The organism is Apibacter sp. ESL0432 (assembly GCF_019469225.1).
GTDB lineage: Bacteria > Bacteroidota > Bacteroidia > Flavobacteriales > Weeksellaceae > Apibacter.
Map to the genome: position 1 here is coordinate 1,053,039 of NZ_CP048266.1, position 17,120 is coordinate 1,070,158.

At 30.0% G+C, this 17,120-nt stretch carries 17 protein-coding genes; 7 read left to right on the forward strand and 10 right to left on the reverse strand.

Features of this window, described 5'->3' with window-relative positions; translation table 11 throughout:
- Window positions 1-16: 16 nt before the first annotated feature.
- Window positions 17-865 (forward strand): fructosamine kinase family protein, encoded by an 849-nt coding sequence (locus GYM73_RS04445; RefSeq protein ID WP_220234267.1) that lies wholly within the window; start codon window positions 17-19, stop codon window positions 863-865.
- 36 nt (window positions 866-901) lie between these two features.
- Here the strand turns inward: GYM73_RS04445 and tatC are convergent, their stop codons facing one another.
- Window positions 902-1,723, reverse strand: coding sequence for a twin-arginine translocase subunit TatC (tatC, locus tag GYM73_RS04450; protein WP_160542164.1), 822 nt, complete (start codon window positions 1,721-1,723; stop codon window positions 902-904).
- A 40-nt stretch (window positions 1,724-1,763) separates the two neighbouring features.
- Window positions 1,764-2,726: an SIS domain-containing protein gene (locus GYM73_RS04455; protein WP_370625985.1), complete on the reverse strand. Its 963-nt coding sequence runs from the start codon at window positions 2,724-2,726 to the stop codon at window positions 1,764-1,766.
- Between the two features lie 84 nt (window positions 2,727-2,810).
- On the opposite strand from GYM73_RS04455, the gene recQ reads away from it, so the two are divergent.
- Window positions 2,811-5,006, forward strand: coding sequence for a DNA helicase RecQ (gene recQ, locus GYM73_RS04460; RefSeq protein ID WP_220234268.1), 2,196 nt, complete (start codon window positions 2,811-2,813; stop codon window positions 5,004-5,006).
- A gap of 129 nt (window positions 5,007-5,135) precedes the next feature.
- On the opposite strand, the gene GYM73_RS04465 is transcribed toward recQ, so the two are convergent.
- Window positions 5,136-5,750 carry a deoxynucleoside kinase gene (locus tag GYM73_RS04465; protein ID WP_105297521.1) on the reverse strand — a complete coding sequence of 205 codons (615 nt, stop codon included), beginning with the start codon at window positions 5,748-5,750 and terminating at the stop codon, window positions 5,136-5,138.
- Window positions 5,751-5,761: 11 nt separating this feature from the next.
- Complete coding sequence (locus GYM73_RS04470; RefSeq protein WP_220234269.1) at window positions 5,762-6,595, reverse strand: hypothetical protein; 834 nt, start codon at window positions 6,593-6,595, stop codon at window positions 5,762-5,764.
- Window positions 6,596-6,821: 226 nt separating this feature from the next.
- On the opposite strand from GYM73_RS04470, the gene prmA reads away from it, so the two are divergent.
- The 4 genes from prmA to GYM73_RS04490 all read left to right on the forward strand — a co-directional run bounded on the left by prmA (window position 6,822) and on the right by GYM73_RS04490 (window position 9,799).
- Window positions 6,822-7,652, forward strand: coding sequence for a 50S ribosomal protein L11 methyltransferase (gene prmA / locus GYM73_RS04475; protein WP_220234270.1), 831 nt, complete (start codon window positions 6,822-6,824; stop codon window positions 7,650-7,652).
- Window positions 7,649-7,936, forward strand: a complete 288-nt coding sequence (locus GYM73_RS04480; protein ID WP_105298139.1) for an ATP-dependent Clp protease adaptor ClpS — start codon at window positions 7,649-7,651, stop codon at window positions 7,934-7,936. Before prmA ends, GYM73_RS04480 begins: the two co-directional genes overlap by 4 nt.
- A 119-nt stretch (window positions 7,937-8,055) precedes the next feature.
- A complete protein-coding gene (locus GYM73_RS04485; RefSeq protein WP_220234271.1) occupies window positions 8,056-8,802 on the forward strand; it encodes an electron transfer flavoprotein subunit beta/FixA family protein in 747 nt (248 codons plus the stop codon).
- Between the two features lie 43 nt (window positions 8,803-8,845).
- Window positions 8,846-9,799 carry an electron transfer flavoprotein subunit alpha/FixB family protein gene (locus GYM73_RS04490; protein ID WP_220234272.1) on the forward strand — a complete coding sequence of 318 codons (954 nt, stop codon included), beginning with the start codon at window positions 8,846-8,848 and terminating at the stop codon, window positions 9,797-9,799.
- A gap of 76 nt (window positions 9,800-9,875) precedes the next feature.
- Here the strand turns inward: GYM73_RS04490 and GYM73_RS04495 are convergent, their stop codons facing one another.
- From GYM73_RS04495 to GYM73_RS04510, 4 genes are all read right to left on the reverse strand, one after another.
- Window positions 9,876-10,394 carry a PaaI family thioesterase gene (locus GYM73_RS04495; protein WP_166003639.1) on the reverse strand — a complete coding sequence of 173 codons (519 nt, stop codon included), beginning with the start codon at window positions 10,392-10,394 and terminating at the stop codon, window positions 9,876-9,878.
- Window positions 10,395-10,468: 74 nt separating this feature from the next.
- Window positions 10,469-11,293: a hypothetical protein gene (locus GYM73_RS04500; protein WP_166006379.1), complete on the reverse strand. Its 825-nt coding sequence runs from the start codon at window positions 11,291-11,293 to the stop codon at window positions 10,469-10,471.
- Window positions 11,294-11,386: 93 nt separating this feature from the next.
- Complete coding sequence (locus GYM73_RS04505; RefSeq protein WP_220234273.1) at window positions 11,387-12,868, reverse strand: lipopolysaccharide biosynthesis protein; 1,482 nt, start codon at window positions 12,866-12,868, stop codon at window positions 11,387-11,389.
- Window positions 12,869-13,756 (reverse strand): glycosyltransferase family 2 protein, encoded by an 888-nt coding sequence (locus GYM73_RS04510; protein ID WP_220234274.1) that lies wholly within the window; start codon window positions 13,754-13,756, stop codon window positions 12,869-12,871.
- 55 nt (window positions 13,757-13,811) lie between these two features.
- On the opposite strand from GYM73_RS04510, the gene GYM73_RS04515 reads away from it, so the two are divergent.
- Window positions 13,812-14,528, forward strand: coding sequence for a class I SAM-dependent methyltransferase (locus GYM73_RS04515; RefSeq protein WP_220234275.1), 717 nt, complete (start codon window positions 13,812-13,814; stop codon window positions 14,526-14,528).
- Between the two features lie 42 nt (window positions 14,529-14,570).
- On the opposite strand, the gene GYM73_RS04520 is transcribed toward GYM73_RS04515, so the two are convergent.
- Both GYM73_RS04520 and GYM73_RS04525 read right to left on the reverse strand, forming a co-directional pair.
- Entirely contained in the window at window positions 14,571-15,425 is an 855-nt protein-coding gene (locus GYM73_RS04520; protein ID WP_220234276.1) for a glycosyltransferase family A protein, read from the reverse strand.
- A 48-nt stretch (window positions 15,426-15,473) separates the two neighbouring features.
- Window positions 15,474-16,976 carry a GH3 auxin-responsive promoter family protein gene (locus GYM73_RS04525; protein ID WP_220234277.1) on the reverse strand — a complete coding sequence of 501 codons (1,503 nt, stop codon included), beginning with the start codon at window positions 16,974-16,976 and terminating at the stop codon, window positions 15,474-15,476.
- Window positions 16,977-17,120 lie beyond the last annotated feature (144 nt).

The following is a 17,120-nucleotide window of genomic DNA, read 5'->3' on the forward strand; positions in this document are numbered from 1 at the left end:
TTATAAAAAATCAAACATGAATCTACAAAATATACTGAAACGTTTACCGATTAAGATAACTAGTTATAAGCCTATTTCGGGCGGAGACACAAATAAGTCATACGTTTTACAATCTGAGGAGGGAAATTTTTTTATGAAAACCAATAGTACAAAAGAATTTCCCGGAATGCTTAGAGAGGAAGCAAAAGGACTAAAATCTATAGAGGAAACCCATACATTAAGAACCCCTAAGATTATTAAAATTGATGATAGTGGCAATGAGCAATATTTGATTCTAGAATTAATTTCCAAAGGGGAAGCCAATGAAGAAATATGGGAAAATTTTGGAAAATCTCTTGCTTCGATGCATAAAATTCCTCAACCGTTTTTTGGATTCAGTAGCGATAATTATGTGGGACGTTTACCTCAAAAAAATACTAAATCGTCTACATGGGGTGAATTCTATGCTCAATATCATTTGCTACCCTTAATAAAAAAATTGACTGATATGAATGCTTTAACTAATCAAGAAGTACGAGCGGCAGAAAATTTTTATCAACAAATTGATAATATTTTTCCTAAAGAAACTCCTTCACTAGTCCATGGAGATTTGTGGAGTGGCAACTTCTTAATATCAGATACCGGTGATCCGGTGGTTTTAGATCCGGCCGTTTATTATGGACATAGAGAAATGGATTTGGGAATGACCCGCCTGTTTGGAGGATTTTCCGTCGATTTTTATGAAGGTTACAATTCTAAATACCCATTAGAAAAAGGATGGGAAGAACGTATACCCTTTACCCAATTATACCCTTTGCTGGTTCATTCTATTTTATTCGGCAATTATTATTTAGAGGAAGTTAAAAGTATTTTAAGTGATTTTTAGATTATTAGAATCTCAAATGCTTACAATATTTCGTAATTAAGAAGCTTCACTTTTATTTCTTTTGTAAACTAAGGAAGAAACCAATATACTGGCTTCATATAATAAATATAAAGGACAAGAGGCAACGAGCATTGAAGGAATATCACCGGGGGTGATAAATCCGGCAATTATTAAAATAATAACCAAGGCATGTCTTCTATATTTTTTTAAGAAATTTGGAGTTAAGATACCGATACTGGTAAGAACATATACAATAACAGGCAATAAAAAAATCAAGCCCATTCCTAATACGGTTTGTAACAGAATTCGTATATAACTGGACAGATCAATGTTAACTTTAATGGTTTCGGAAATATTAAAAAAATAACCAAAGTGCATCGTCAGGGGAGTAACAAAAAAATAACCGAAACAACATCCGAGAATAAAGAGAAAATAAGTTGATATGAAAAAAGTCAAAGAATTTTTCTTTTCATTTGGTTTTAGTCCGGGAGAAATAAATTTCCATAATTCATAAATAACATAAGGAAATACCAATATAAAGCCTCCAACAATAGACACATAAAAGGCTGTATTTAATTGCTCAAAAATTTTACGCACTTGGATGGGAAATTCGTCAGGCATGTCAAATACATCACTAGAACCAAAGATCCGACCGAAAAAATTCATAAGTTTAAAAGTCAAAAAATTCTTATGAATCGGACCGAATATAATATGATCCATTACAAAATGAATTTTATATCCAACGAAACATGCCCCTAAACATATAGCCACTAAAGATCGTAAAATATGCTTTCTTAAAACGCCAATATGAGCAAGAAACGGCATATTCGCATTATCATTCTCTTTTTTTTGAGCCATTGAATTTTTTTAGTTAAAAAAGATACTAATTTAAATAAAATTATTTAAATCCATTATCCAATAGAGTATGCAGGTCTATAATACCTACATAATTTTCTCCATCTAGTACAACTAATTGACCTATTTGATTATTTTTAAGCTCTTCAAAAGCAACACTGGCTAATTCATTTTTTTGAATGGTTTTAGGTGTAACAGACATTATATTTTTAGCTGTAATTTGATTGTAATCCACATCTTTAGCTAACGTCCTTCTTACGTCTCCATCGGTAATTACTCCTTTAACCTTATGATCCTCAATAACAACAGTGATACCATAAGATGAATACGTTAAGGAATTGATAATTTCTTTAAGATGAGCAGATAATTGAACTTCAGGTTTTCGGTCAGGTTTTACCAATTGTTCCACTTTTAGAAGCAGTTTTTTACCTAAAGCACCTCCCGGATGATATTTTGCAAAATCGGATGAAGTGAAATTTTTAGCCTGAAGTAAGGCGACTGCAAGAGCATCCCCCATAGCTAATTGTACTATAGTGGAAGTGGTGGGTGCCAGATTATTAGGATCGGCTTCTTTTTCCACTTGAGTATCTAAAACCACGTCAGCAAGTTCTGCCAATAAGCAATTTTTATTAGAGGTCATGGCTATTAATACCGAAGAATATTCTTTAAGAAAAGGAGCTACTTCTTGAATTTCTGAGGAAGTACCGCTGTTAGAAATGCAGATGACCACATCATTTTTAGAAATAATACCTAAATCGCCATGCTTTGCCTCGGCGGCGTGTAAAAATTGTGATGGTGTTCCGGTAGAATTAAAGGTGGCTACTAATTTATTGGCTATATGTGCACTTTTTCCGACTCCGCACAAAACAAGTTTACCCTTAGAATCAAGTATATAACGTACCGCTTTAACAAAATCATCACCTAAACGATTATATAAGGATTGTAATTCGGTTGTTTCAAATAAAATAGTATCTTTGCCTGCTTTTAAAATCATTTGATCATCCAAAATAAATAATTTTTTTTGTTTAAGAAATTTGTTGTATATTTAATTTAATAAACAGCAAATTTAATAAAAAACTAAAGTTTAAGAATGAAATCTTTGGAAAAAGACTTGCCTAAATTATTAAAAAAATTTTTTGGTTTTAATTCATTTAAGGGGCCGCAAGAAGAAGTAATTACGAATTTGTTGAGCGGCAACGATGTATTTGTATTGATGCCTACAGGTGGCGGAAAGTCCTTGTGTTACCAGTTACCTGCCTTATTATTAGAGGGTACAGCGATTGTTGTCTCTCCCTTAATAGCCTTAATGAAAAATCAGGTTGACGCTGTCAGAGGTATATCCTCAAGTGAAGGAATAGCACATGTCCTTAATTCTTCATTAAATAAAACAGAAATAAAAAGAGTTAAAGATGATATATTATCTGGGACAACCAAATTGCTTTATGTAGCTCCCGAATCTTTAACCAAAGAAGAATATATAGAGTTCTTAAAAACTATAAAATTATCATTTTTTGCGATTGATGAAGCGCATTGTATTTCTGAATGGGGACATGATTTTCGTCCTGAATATAGAAATTTACGATTCATAATTGAAAAAATCGGTAAAACACCTATAATAGCCCTAACGGCTACAGCAACGCCAAAGGTTCAGGATGATATCCAAAAAACCTTAGGAATGACAGATGCTAAAATTTTCAAATCTTCTTTTAACAGGCCGAATTTATATTATGAAATCAGACCTAAAATAAATCCTGAAAAACAAATCATAAAATATATAAAAGACAATCCGGGTAAATCCGGAATTATCTATTGTTTAAGCAGAAAAAAGGTAGAAGAATTAGCTGAATTATTAAAAGTCAATGGAATAAACGCTTTGCCTTATCATGCCGGATTAGACAGTAAATCCAGAGCAGCCCATCAAGACAAATTCTTAATGGAGGAAACGGATGTAATTTGTGCAACCATAGCTTTCGGAATGGGTATTGATAAGCCGGACGTGCGTTTTGTGATTCATTATGATATACCCAAAAGTTTAGAAAGTTATTATCAAGAAACCGGAAGAGCCGGAAGGGATGGAGGAGAAGGTTATTGTCTTGCTTTCTACGATTATAAAGATGTTGAGAAATTAGAAAAGTTTTTAGCTTCCAAGCCTGTTTCCGAAAGAGAAGTAGGCTTACAACTTTTACAAGAAGTGGTAGGTTATGCGGAAACATCCATGTCCAGACGAAAATATTTACTTCATTATTTTGGAGAAGATTTTGATGAAAAAAATGGCTTGGGTGCAAAAATGGATGATAATTCCATGAATCCGAAAACAATGGTAAATGTTTCGGAAGAAATGAAACAAATCCTTACCGTAGTTGAAAAAACGAAAGAAAAATTAAAATTAAAAGATCTTGTCAATGTAGCTGTTGGAAAAGAAACAGCCATTACCAAATCCTATAAGTTGGGATTTGAAGATTATTTTGGTTTTGGTAAAAATAAATCGGATAATTTCTGGAAATCCATCATCAGACAGGCCATTGTCCATAATTTTCTTACTAAAGATATAGAAACTTACGGATTATTAAAATTAGCTGAATTAGGCAAAACATTTATTAATGATCCCAAAGAAATTTTAATAGCCGAGGATGTTGATTTTGAAAAGGAAATGGAAACTCCGATCGTCACCCCTCAAGCGGCGGGTAGCAATGCATTAGATAAAAAATTATTTGATGATTTAAAAGATATCAGAAAAAGAGTTGCCAAGAAAAATGCAATTCCTCCGTTTGCTGTTTTTCAAGATCCAAGCTTGGAAGATATGGCTTTACATTATCCGACCACCCTTTCAGAACTTTCCAATGTGTTTGGTGTAGGAGAGGGTAAAGCAAAGAAATTTGGAAAAGATTTCGTTGAATATATTGCTAAATATGTTGAAGAAAATGATATTGAACGTCCTGATGATTTAGTCATTAAGCAAGTAGCCAATAAATCGTCTCATAAAGTATTCATAATTCAAAGTACGGATAGGAAATTGGATTTTGAAGATATTGCAAAAGCAAAAGATTTAACAATCAATGATTTACTTAATGAAATGGAAAGTATTGTTTATCAAGGAACTAAACTAAACATTGGTTACTATGTAGATGAATTATTGGATGAAGAGCAACAAGACGAAATAATAGATTTTTTGATGGAGTCTGAAAGTGATAAAATGTCCGTCTTGTTGGATGAATTTGGAGAAGACTATTCAGAAGATGAATTACGAATTATGAGGATTAAATTTATTAGTGAAGTTGCTAACTAAATTTAGTTGGATAAATAGTACAATTATTCACCCTATAAACTATAAATAGTAAATAATTTATTAAAATTATTTACTATTTTTTTTAAATTTTAGAGAGTATAATTTTAATCGTATAAAGACGGAAATCTTTTAAAATAAACCGTGAATATTAGCCTCTACTTTATCAATAATTTTTCCTAAATCTTCCTTATTGTCAACAAAATCCATATTATCAACATCGATGATCAATAATTTTCCTTCAGTATAATTTGAAATCCACTCTTCATATTTTTCATTTAATCTTTGAAGATAATCAATGCTAATGGACGTTTCGTATTCTCTTCCTCTTTTTTGAATTTGATTTACTAAAGTAGGAACGGTGGCGCGAAGATAGATCAGAAGATCCGGAGCTTGGATATACTCTTTCATTAAATTAAAAAGATTCAAATAATTGTCATAATCTCGAGTTTGCATCAATCCCATTTCATGAAGATTTGAAGCAAAAATATATACATCTTCATAAATAGTTCTATCCTGGATTGTGTTTTTCTTATTTTCTCTAATTTCTTTTATTTGTTTAAAACGAGAACTTAAGAAATAGATTTGCAAATTAAATGACCATTTTGCCATATCGTAATAAAAATCGTCTAGATATGGGTTTTGTTCGGTGTCTTCAAATTGTGCAATCCAATTGTAATTATTTGATAATAATTTAGTTAATGTAGTTTTTCCTGCGCCGATATTTCCGGTTATAGCAATATGCATTCTTAATAAATTTATTTTTTAGTTTCTAATGTGTAAAGGTACATAACCTTAGATTTCCATAGAAATAAATGTTTATTTAAAATATAATATTTTTCACCTAAATTCGGCAAGGGTATTTGAACGGGTTTGTTTTCAAAATCATAGATATATAAATAACCATTATGTATCCAATAAAAATTTTGTTCCATCCATCCATAGTCTTCCATTTCGGGTATTACATAAGTATAAACATTTTGATTATTTTGCTTACAAATTTTGTATTGATAAGCTTCGTTGGATTCGTTGTAACTTTTTAAAAGAAGAAATTTTGATTGTTTAGAACTGTAGATATCCTTTAGAACAAAATTATCTGAAAGTTCTTTAGACAAAGTATTTGAAAAAAGGATTGTATTTTTTGATCTGTAATCGTATTGAATAAAGTTTTGAGAGTTCAACTCATCAAAATATAATAAAGAATGATTATCTTGAACATAAATTAAGTCAGGATTTATAAGTTGATCGGTTAAAATAGAAACATTATCCTGAGTATTGATCAGCTTATCGTCATAAAATTCAAGAACTTGGTTCATCTTATCAAAAGTTACTAAAAATAAAGGATTTACGATAAACAGCTTTTTGGATGTATTAAAATTTTTAAGTATAAATGTTTTTTGTGAAATTGGATCGTATTTTAATAAAGTGTTATCTTTTTGAGAAACGAAATATAATGAATTGAAGATATCTGCTTGTAGAAAATTAAACGATTCAGGAACTTCAATTTTAATACTATCTTGTAAAACCAATTGTTGTCCCAATGAAATATTGATAAATAGTACTAAAACCGGCAAATTGATGAATCGTGACATTGAAATTTCAAAAAATATAAAGTAAAAGTAAAAAAATAATTTTACTTGTTTGATTCCAAAAAATCTTCTCAAAGAAAATAATTTTCAATAATTGGATAGGGATTTTCAGCTATAGATTATCAACCATTAACAAAGCGTAGCTATAATATATAACGTGGATGAATTTTATAGATCCTTAAGAGAATAAGATATTAATTTTTTAAATTTGCGATACTTAAATGATTCCATGAAATATACAGAATACCATTTCAACGTAAAACCATTAGAACCTTGGAGAGACATTTTAATCGCGTTTTTATCAGAGTTGCCTTTTGAAAGTTTTGTTGAAACCGAACAGGGTTTTTTAACTTATATTAAGGTTGAAGAAGAAGATGAGCAATTAATTAAGGAATTACCTATTATGTCTTCTCCTGAAGTTGAAATATCTTACGAAAAAAAATTATCTCCCGATATCAATTGGAATGAAGAATGGGAAAAAAATTTTCCACCGGTAGTCATTGAAGATCAAATTTATTTACATGCAGATTTTCATCCTGTCAGAAACGATCTTCCTTTTTCCATTAAAATTGATCCGAAGATGTCTTTTGGTACGGGGCATCATGAAACCACTTATAACATGCTTCATGCAATGTTGACAATGAATTTTGAAGGTAAAGATGTTTTAGATATGGGCAGCGGAACCGGAGTGTTGGCAATTTTTGCAAAAAAGAGGGGAGCCCATTATGTTGAAGCTATAGATATTGATGAATGGTCTTACGGTAATGCTCTGGAAAATTCTAAAAAAAATGAAGTAGATATAGATATTAAATTGGGAGATGCCGATTTATTAGGAAATCACTCATTTGATATAATTTTAGCCAATATCAATAAAAATATTTTATTGAAAGATATGTCAAAATACGTTGAAAATCTGCGCCCCAATGGATACTTATTGGTAAGTGGTATCTTTGAACATGATTTTGATGACATTATTGCAGAAGCTACCGGGAATGGCTTAAAATTTGTTCAGAAATTAAGTAAAAATAATTGGATTTCAATTTTATTAAACAAAATATGATTTACAATAATCAACCCCATTGGAAAGAGCAGGAGAGTGTTGATACGTTGGTAAAAGAAGCTGCTCCTCATGTAATTGTTTTGCATAACGATGATTTTAATACATTTGACTATGTCATCGATTGCTTAATAGAGATATGTGAACATACTTTAGAACAAGCCCAACAATGTACTTTTTTAGTTCATTACAAAGGAAAATGTGAAGTTAAAACCGGATCTTTAGAAAAACTAACTCCGATCCATCAAGCATTATTGAAAAAAGGGCTTTCTTCACAAATTGTCTAAATTGTATACACATTCCTATATTTTTTATTTTATTTACTTTAATTTCTTAGTAAAAGAAGTAAATAAATAAAAATACTTTATTATTTTTACTTAATTTAGTTACAGGAAAAAATACGTTGATGAAAATATTAGTAGCTATTAGTAGCGTACCGGATACTACATCCAAAATTAATTTTACGAATGATCAAAAAGAATTCGATACTAATGGAATTCAATATATAATTAATCCTCAAGATGAATATTGCCTAAGCAAAGCATTATATTTTCAAGAAAAACAGGGAGCTGAAGTAACCATTATTACTGTTGGAGATACTACTGTTGAGCCGGTAATGCGTAAGGCCTTGGCAATCGGTGCTAATAATGCCATTCGGGTTAATATTCGACCTACGGATAGTGAATTAGTGGCTAAAGAAATTGCAGCCGTAGCAAAAGAGGGAGCTTATGATTTAATACTTTTAGGTAAAGAATCGATTGATTATAACGGAGGATTGGTTCCGGGTTTAGTGGCAGCTGAATTAGATTACCCATTTGTTAATGCTGTTACCGGTTTGGAAGTTGAAGGAAAAACCATACAGGTGGTACGGGAAATAGATAATGGAAAAGAAACAATTTCAATTGAATTACCTGCTGTTTTAGCAGGTCAAGAAGGTTTTGTTCCTGAAAATCAATTAAAAATTCCTAATATAAGAGGTATTATGACTGCTAAAAATAAACCCTTTACGGTTGTTGAACCTAAATTTTCTGGAAATAAGGTTACCATTGCAGAATTTGAAAAGCCAAAGACAAGATCTCAAGTGGTTTATGTAGATAAAAATAACTTAGAAGAATTGGTTCGCTTGCTTCATGAAGAAGCGAAAGTAATTTAAGTATAAACTTACTATCAATTTTGTAATACAAACGTTGAAATAAATGATTTACGCATATATAGAAAACTCTAAAGGAAAATATAAAAAAGAGGCCTACGAATTAATAACATACGCTAAAATTTTGGCAGATGAAATTGGAGATTCAGTAACGGCACTAACTATAAATTCTGAGGATTCTTCAGAACACTTATTCAAATTTGGAGCAACTAAAGTTATAAATATTCAAGATGATTCTTTGCAATTTTTCAATCCAAAGGTTTACGCTTCGGTTTTATCAAAAATAATTGACGGTAACTATATTCTTTTTGCACATACTAATGAAAGTGTTTCTATAGCTCCTTATATTGTCAAAGAAAAATCTGGTGCTTATATTACACAAGCCATTTCGAGGCCGCTGTCCGTAACACCGTTTAAAGTTAAAAGATCTGTTTTTTCAGGAAAAGGAATTGCTATCGTTGAAACTCAAGAACCTACTATAGTTTTAACTCTTTCCGTTAATTCTGTGGGAGCAAAAGAAAATCCCGTTTCCGGTACAGAAGAAAAAATTACGGTAACCACAGTTGCAGATCCAACGTATCAAGTAAAACAACAAGAAGTAGCTACAGGGAAGTTAGATGTTAAAGTGGCTGAATTGGTAGTTGGAGCGGGTAGAGGAATGAAAGGACCGGAAAACTGGGGAATAATTGAAGATTTAGCAAATGTACTTGGAGCAGCTACAGCTTGTACTAAACCGGTAGCCGATTTAGGATGGAGACCTCATGCCGAACATGTAGGACAAACAGGGAAAACTATTTCTCCTAAACTATATATAGCAATCGGTATTTCGGGAGCTGTTCAACATGTTGCCGGGATTACTAAAAGTAAAACCATAGTCGTTATAAACAACGATCCGCAAGCACCTTTTTTTAAAACGGCTGATTATGGTGTAATTGGTGATTTATTCGAAGTTGTACCGGAATTGACTAAAAAATTAAAAGCTTTTAAAGATGCTCATTAATTGATCGTCTTTACTCTATACATAATTATATAGAATCAGTTTAATTACAAAGCTGATTCTTTTTATTTATACTTATTTATCTGTGAGTTTTACTTTTTAATTTTGCTTTATAAAACTGACTGTCTGCTATATAGATTTTTTTCTCTAAATAACAATAAATTTGACCTTCTGAATTGGTAATGTTCATTTGCTTTTTGATAAATATTTCATTATCATTTTTAACCATTTCTTTTATCTTTTCTATTTCTTCTTTTTGAAATTCAAATACAGCTATGGCTTTTTTATTAATCGGCCTTATGTAATCAACATAAGCAGATTTATCCCAAACGATATAATTAGTTCCCAGAATATGTATGAGCTGCAACATATAGATAGGATCCGTAGCTGAAAGTATGCTTCCGCCAAACATAGTTCCCGAATAGTTTCGGTTTTTGTACGTAAGAGGAATTTCGACTATTATTTTATGTACATCATCTGAAACATATTTGATATTTCCTGTTGTCCTTATGTAAAGAGGAGAAATGTTAAAAAAATATTTATAAATGGTTGAGGGTTTAAACAAAGTAGTAAGGAGCTTATATATTTTTTTGTACATACCAATTGATGTCTTTAACCCTATAAAAATAGAGTTAAAAAATTATTTATACAAATTGATTGAAAAAGGGTACATTATTGAGGAAAATAAGGCTTGCCAATTTTAGGTGTAATCTTTTTCTCGTTGTTTTTTCTTGATTTGTAGATAAGAATATTTTTATCGAAAATATTTAAAATCTGGAAGTAATTATTATGATCGTAATAAAACTTTAAATTATGATTTAAATAAGCATACAATATAAAATCATTGATTTCATTTTTTTTCAAACCTAATTCTTCAAAGTAAGCATCTCCAAAATAGTCTCTAACATTTTTGATTATGGTTGACTGTTCTTCAAAAATTGATAAACGCTCTTTACGTTTACCCTCTCCGGATATAAAATCCAAAATACCTTCAATACCAAATTTCATGGAAGATAACTTTGCAGCTTCGGAATCAACATCCGTACTTCCATCCATTTTTTGTGATGGATTTAAACTGCCTAATTTTTTTAAAATCTCGTTGGTTTTATTCATCATTGGAATTCGTTTGACATCCAATTCAAGGCTTCCAAAAGTTTTAAAAGGAGTAACATAAATATCCTCTAATTGCTTTTCTTTAAGATCTAATTGAATTTTCATTTGCAAATGATCAAACATGTCTTGGGTAACCAAAATAGTTCTTTTTTCGATATTGAATGATTGAAAAGTAATGGCATCTCCAATAAGTGCAGGAATAGAAAAATTACCGGTTATATCGGTTAACGTTGTGTAATTGGTTGAAAGATTTTTAACATAAATACCGGAAACCATTTCATGATACTTATCAAGAATATATACTTTTCCTTTAATTTGTTTTCTATCTTGAGAAAAGATGATTATGGTAAATAAAAGTAAAAAATAAGTATAGAAAAGTTTCATGTATTAAAATTACCTAACAAAAATACATTAAATACAACAATTATCTATCAACTCATTAAAAATTAATTATTATTATTGAAAAAATTATATATTTTATTTTTTACCCGTTAAAAAAGATTTAATATTTGTGGATAGTATTTCTTTTATCGGAATAAATTTAAATACACTATTGGCGACGAAAAAAATACATAAAATGAGTAGGGGCTTAGTAATTAAATTAAATAAATTATTGGAAAAATCGGGTATATAATTTACAAGTAAAACACCCATTATTCCGGTTAAAATTATATATATATACTCTTTTGAAAACGGTTGAATGCCGAACTTACGATAATTAAAGCCTAATTTTATTAAATTAAACAATGTTAAAGATAGGGCCGTTGCTAAAGCAATACCTTCGATACCTAATTTGAAATACGAAATAAATATAATATTTGAAATAATTGTAAAAATCGCTAAAAATAGCATTGCATAAATATTAAATCTAAAATATTTTGAATAAGAAATAATATTACTGTTAAAACCGGTTGCCAAATCAAATAAGGTGGCTGCTCCTAGAATGTAAATAATAACTTTTGCATCCGATAATTCTTTTCCGTTTTTCATGAATAAGAATAGATAGTCTATTCCGACTAAAATACAAGACAACAAGACCGTACCAAATAAGAATAAAAATTTGGATACTTTTTTATAGAAATCATTTAGTTCATCTAATTTATTATTTTCCAGCTTTTCAACAATTATAGGACCGGATATGGTGAAAATACCCATCAATGGAACGGTAAGAAAACCCACAATAGAAGTTAAAATAGAATAGATCCCGTTTTGTTTAAAATCCAATAGTTCGGGAATCATCAGGTTGTCAATTTGTAGAGCTAATCTATTTCCAATACTTCCAAGAACTGAAAATATACAGAAATTTAATAAGTTAAGTCTAAAATTTTTTTCTTTCAATATATCTAATGATCCGCTCTTATGGTCTTTGTTTAATTTTACAAAATAATATACCAGTCCAATCATAGCAATCACAAAAAATGATACGAATATATAAAGAGCATTTTCTTGTGATAATCCTATATATACACAGGAGATAAAAGCCGTAAGAGCTCCCAATTTAGGAAAAAAATTTTCAAAAATTCCGGGAACTGTTATTCTTTTTAAATTAGAGATATATTTTGAAAGTAATTGAGTTAACGCAAGAGACAAAGCGGCCGGCAAAACATACTGTTTCATTTTCCAGGAATCAGATTCTTGAATACTTGGAATCACTCGAGTGATTATCCAATATACTAATGAGATAAAAATAAAATTGAGACACACAAACTGAATTGAAGCATAAAGAAAGTCGACCTGTTGATTTTTTGCTTTAAGTTTTTGATGGAATTTTATGTTTGCATAACTAAGTCCAAAAAGGATGAATGGACAGATCAGTTCAGCATATGGCTGAATGAACCTTAATTTACCCAAAAATTCAGGATTGGAAGGATAGATAAAAATGGTTGAAAATGTACCCAGTAAAAAACTTAGATAACTAATTAGACTGTATTTTATCCCTTGACGTGCTACTATTCCCATTTAATATATGCTAAATAAGTTTTCCTTTTGTTGTTTACGATTCAATCGGATCTTTTTAGAGAAAAGCAAATGTATATAGTGAATCCCTAATTTATAAAATAATACGGAAGTATTTTTAATAGATAACATTTTAAAATAATACTTAGGTATTCCCCAAACATTAATAAAAGCTTCAAAATATGCTTTGTAAAGATTATTATTTGGATTTAAAAGTATACAATCCAATTTTATTTTTGATAATCTTTGTATTTTACTAAAATCTGTTGTTTTACCTCTATCATGATTAGCTTTAGCTGTAGTAACAATTCCTATTTTTAAGCCGGAATAAATAACTCGATTACAATAATTTTTATCTTCTCCGTAATGGGTGAAATAAGGATTAAAAACTCCCGTCTTTTCCAAGCATTTTTTACTAATTAACCAAAAAGCGGCATTAACGAAATTAGTTTCTAAAATAACTTGATTTTTCTTTTTACTTTTCGCTAAATATTCCTTAAAATTAAAATCCATTTCAGAGAAATCATGATTATAATGTATGGGACTTAGTATACCATACTTTGGATTTTTAATGGAAACATCAACTAAATATTGTAGACAATTTTTGTCTATCCAAGCATCTTGATTGATGAGAAAATAATGGGTATAGTTTTTTTCTTTATATAGTTTTTTTAAAAGGATATTGTTAGCTTGTCCAAACCCTACATTACGGCCACTTTCAATATAAGTTACAGCGGGATAATTTTCGACAATTTTTAAAGTGTTATCGGTCGATCCATTGTCTATAAGGTAAATATCTGTATGTATGCTAGATGCCAATAAAGAATCCAAACATTTTTTTATCCATTTTTCCCCATTATATGTAACAATTACACTTACAATGTTGTACATTTACATGATATAAAACCTATTACAAATATATAAATAATAAAATAGTAGAAACCTTATGATTACTAGAGTTGATGTTTTAAATTATTTAATAAAAGTTTATGATGTTAAAAACTATTTAGAAATCGGTGTAAACAGAGGAAAATGTTTTTTTAATATCAAAGGAGCAAAACAAAGAATTGCAGTGGATCCTTATTTTAATTTTAGCTTTATCAAAAAAATTAGATATTTAGTTAAAAATCCGCATAATTTTAAAAACAAATATTTTGAGATGACCAGTGATCGTTTCTTTGACAGCCATCATAAATTTCTTAAAAATAATCCGATAAATCTAACTTTTATCGATGGGTTACACACTTTCAGTCAATCTCTCAAAGATACGCTAAATTCGCTTAAGTATTTGTCTGATCAAGGAATTATAATCTTACATGATTGTAATCCTCAGGATAAAATTGCAGCCTTTCCTGCGAGTAATATTGAAGATGCAAGAATTAAATTTTCATCTCATAAAAGTTGGAAAAATATTTGGAACGGCGATGTATGGAAAACGATTGTTTTTCTTAGAAAAAATCATCCTGAATTAACAGTAAGTGTTTTAGATACCGATCATGGATTAGGAGTAGTCAAAAAAATTCCGACCCAAGAAGTTTTACCTCCTGTTTTTGATTCAATATCAAATGAAGATATTCCACAATTGGAATACTCTTTTTTGGCTTCACATAGAAAAGAACTTTTAAATCTAGTACCCATTGAAATTTTTTTAGGAAAAGAATAATAGTTTTTCATATAAAATAGTATAAAAGGAAAGTTGAAAAATTTAACTTTTGAATTTTTTAATCATTTCATTCCATCGAAATTTGCGAATGAAATTCATTTCCTCTTGAGTGATCACTCGTTCTTTCTTTTCTTTTTCTAAAGAAATAAAAGTTTTAAATGAAATTATAAAATGTCGTAAAGATTTTTCTTTCCATGAAGATTTTGCACAGGATATAAAGGCTAATTTTTTGGATAGTCCGATATTGTAAAAATATTCTCCCAATTTTCGGGATTTAGTTTCTTGATAAACGTATGCAGTTGGTTTTAGGTGTTTTACGAAAAGATTCTTTAAGACTTTAACTTCCCAATGATGCATACGGGCAAGTAATATATCGAGATTGTCCCAACCTAATGTCATACGAAGGCCACCAATATCAATAAAACATTCTTTTCTATAAGTTTTTATGGGACCGCGTACATGATTTTTATTTGAAATATTTTCATAAACCCATTGATTCCCTTTTTTTATGTAAACCAATCCACCGATAATGCCAATTTTTGGATTGTTCTGTAACTCATTTATGATTAGTTCAAAATAATTATCAGGAAGAATTATATCTGCGTCCAGTTTAACTAAAACATCATACTGTTTCCAATTAACTGAATTTAATCCGGCATAAAACGTTTTAACCACTTTTGCACCCGGTATATGTTCGGAGCTATTAATTAAATTAATAAGGCGGAAAGTAGGTTTATCTTTAATAAAATCTTCAATAACTTCTTTTGAATTATCCGTTGAAGAATCATTGACTAAAATCCAATCAATATTTTTATAGGATTGTTCATTGAAAGATTGTAAACATTTCAATATATGTTTAGACTCATTAAATACCGGTATTACAACTAAAATTTTCAAATAGTATGTTTTTTCAAAATGATTTCAATTTACTACCATATTTTCGTTCTAACTTATCAAAACATATTTTTCAAGTTTATCGGCAATAGCTCGATCATTAGACAAACGAGGAAGTTTATTTTGACCTCCTAACTTACCGATTTCTTTCATATATTCATTAAATCCACCTTTTTTGATAGTTGAAATTTTTAAAGGTCTTAAGATAGCACCCGTAATAAGATCATTATAGTAAGAATTTCTTTTTCTAAGAGCCTGATCTAAATTTGATTCAAATTCATCAATGTTGATCGGCGGTTTTTCAAATTCTATGAACCATTCATGATAGGGCAGCCCTTCCGAAGGATTCACCTGAGGAGCAAGAGTAAATTCTTGAACAATACATCCCGTTACTTCCATGGTTTCTTTAATAGCTTCTTCTACTTCGAATGAAATGACATGTTCACCAAATGCAGAAGTAAAATGTTTAGTTCTTCCGGTGACAAGAATTTTATACGGATCTTTACTGATAAATCGAACTAAATCACCTATTTCATAAGCCCACAATCCGGCATTCGTTGTCAATAGTATAGCATAATCCGTATTCAATTCCACCTGTTCCAGAGTAAGACGTCTCGGATTATTTTTACCAATATCTTCTGAAGGAATAAATTCATAAAAAATACCATGATTCAACATAAGCAACAATCCTTCATGGTCTACATCATCCTGAAAGGCTATAAATCCTTCCGAAGCCGGATAGGTTTGGATAATATCCAACTTTTTACCAATTAATTCATTTATTTTATCTTCATACGGCTTATAATTTACACCCCCCGTTACTAAAAGCTGTAAATTGGGAAAAATTTTACTTATAGATTTACCCGATTTTGCAATCAATCTTTCAAAATACATAACCAGCCATGGAGGAATGCCGCTGATTAAAGTCATATTCTTATCAACAGTTTCCTCTACAATTTTATCAACTTTAGTTTCCCAATCTTCAATGCAATTGGTTTTCCATGAAGGCATACGATTGTATTGAAGATATTTCGGAACAAAATGGGCGGAAATTCCTGACAGCCTTCCCGTCATGATCCCATTATTATTTTCCAAAACAGGACTTCCTTGTAAAAAAATCATTTTACCATTGATAAAATTGGGATTTTTTCTTTTATATATATAGTGAAGTAAAGCACTTTTAGCTCCTTCTATATGAAAGGGCATGGATTCTTTAGTAATAGGAATGTATTTAGTGCCTGAGGTGGTACCTGAGGTTTTTGCAAAATAAAGGGGCTTATTAGGCCATAAAATATTATCTTGTCCCGATTTAATTTTTTCTATATAAGGTTTTAACGTTTCATAATTCTGAACAGGAACATTTTTTTGAAAATCTGAAATAGAACTTATTTTAGAAAAAGAGTAATCAACGCCAAAATTTGTATTTTGAGATTCTTTAATGAGTTTTTCAAACCAATAGTTTTGTGTTTCCACCGGATTGTCAATCCATTTTTGCTCTTTTTTATGGTGAAGGGATGCCCACCCTTGTGCCAGTTTCTTTTTTAAAAAACCCATGGTAACTAGTATGAATTTATCACGTAACAAATATCGTAATTTAATTTTAGTATGTTAAAATCTAAAGAATAATAAAACTTATAATTTTTTATAAATAACTTTCTAACAATTAATATAAAAAGAGAATAAAATATAAAATGAAAA

Bases quoted from the DNA above. Each gene is read 5' to 3' on its own strand.
- GYM73_RS04445 (WP_220234267.1), top strand. From the start codon at position 17: ATGAATCTACAAAATATACTGAAACGTTTACCGATTAAGATAACTAGT.
- tatC (WP_160542164.1), bottom strand. From the start codon at position 1,723: ATGGCTCAAAAAAAAGAGAATGATAATGCGAATATGCCGTTTCTTGCT.
- recQ (WP_220234268.1), top strand. From the start codon at position 2,811: ATGAAATCTTTGGAAAAAGACTTGCCTAAATTATTAAAAAAATTTTTT.
- GYM73_RS04465 (WP_105297521.1), bottom strand. From the start codon at position 5,750: ATGCATATTGCTATAACCGGAAATATCGGCGCAGGAAAAACTACATTA.
- GYM73_RS04470 (WP_220234269.1), bottom strand. From the start codon at position 6,595: ATGTCACGATTCATCAATTTGCCGGTTTTAGTACTATTTATCAATATT.
- prmA (WP_220234270.1), top strand. From the start codon at position 6,822: ATGAAATATACAGAATACCATTTCAACGTAAAACCATTAGAACCTTGG.
- GYM73_RS04480 (WP_105298139.1), top strand. From the start codon at position 7,649: ATGATTTACAATAATCAACCCCATTGGAAAGAGCAGGAGAGTGTTGAT.
- GYM73_RS04485 (WP_220234271.1), top strand. From the start codon at position 8,056: ATGAAAATATTAGTAGCTATTAGTAGCGTACCGGATACTACATCCAAA.
- GYM73_RS04490 (WP_220234272.1), top strand. From the start codon at position 8,846: ATGATTTACGCATATATAGAAAACTCTAAAGGAAAATATAAAAAAGAG.
- GYM73_RS04495 (WP_166003639.1), bottom strand. From the start codon at position 10,394: ATGTACAAAAAAATATATAAGCTCCTTACTACTTTGTTTAAACCCTCA.
- GYM73_RS04500 (WP_166006379.1), bottom strand. From the start codon at position 11,293: ATGAAACTTTTCTATACTTATTTTTTACTTTTATTTACCATAATCATC.
- GYM73_RS04505 (WP_220234273.1), bottom strand. From the start codon at position 12,868: ATGGGAATAGTAGCACGTCAAGGGATAAAATACAGTCTAATTAGTTAT.
- GYM73_RS04510 (WP_220234274.1), bottom strand. From the start codon at position 13,756: ATGTACAACATTGTAAGTGTAATTGTTACATATAATGGGGAAAAATGG.
- GYM73_RS04515 (WP_220234275.1), top strand. From the start codon at position 13,812: ATGATTACTAGAGTTGATGTTTTAAATTATTTAATAAAAGTTTATGAT.
- GYM73_RS04525 (WP_220234277.1), bottom strand. From the start codon at position 16,976: ATGGGTTTTTTAAAAAAGAAACTGGCACAAGGGTGGGCATCCCTTCAC.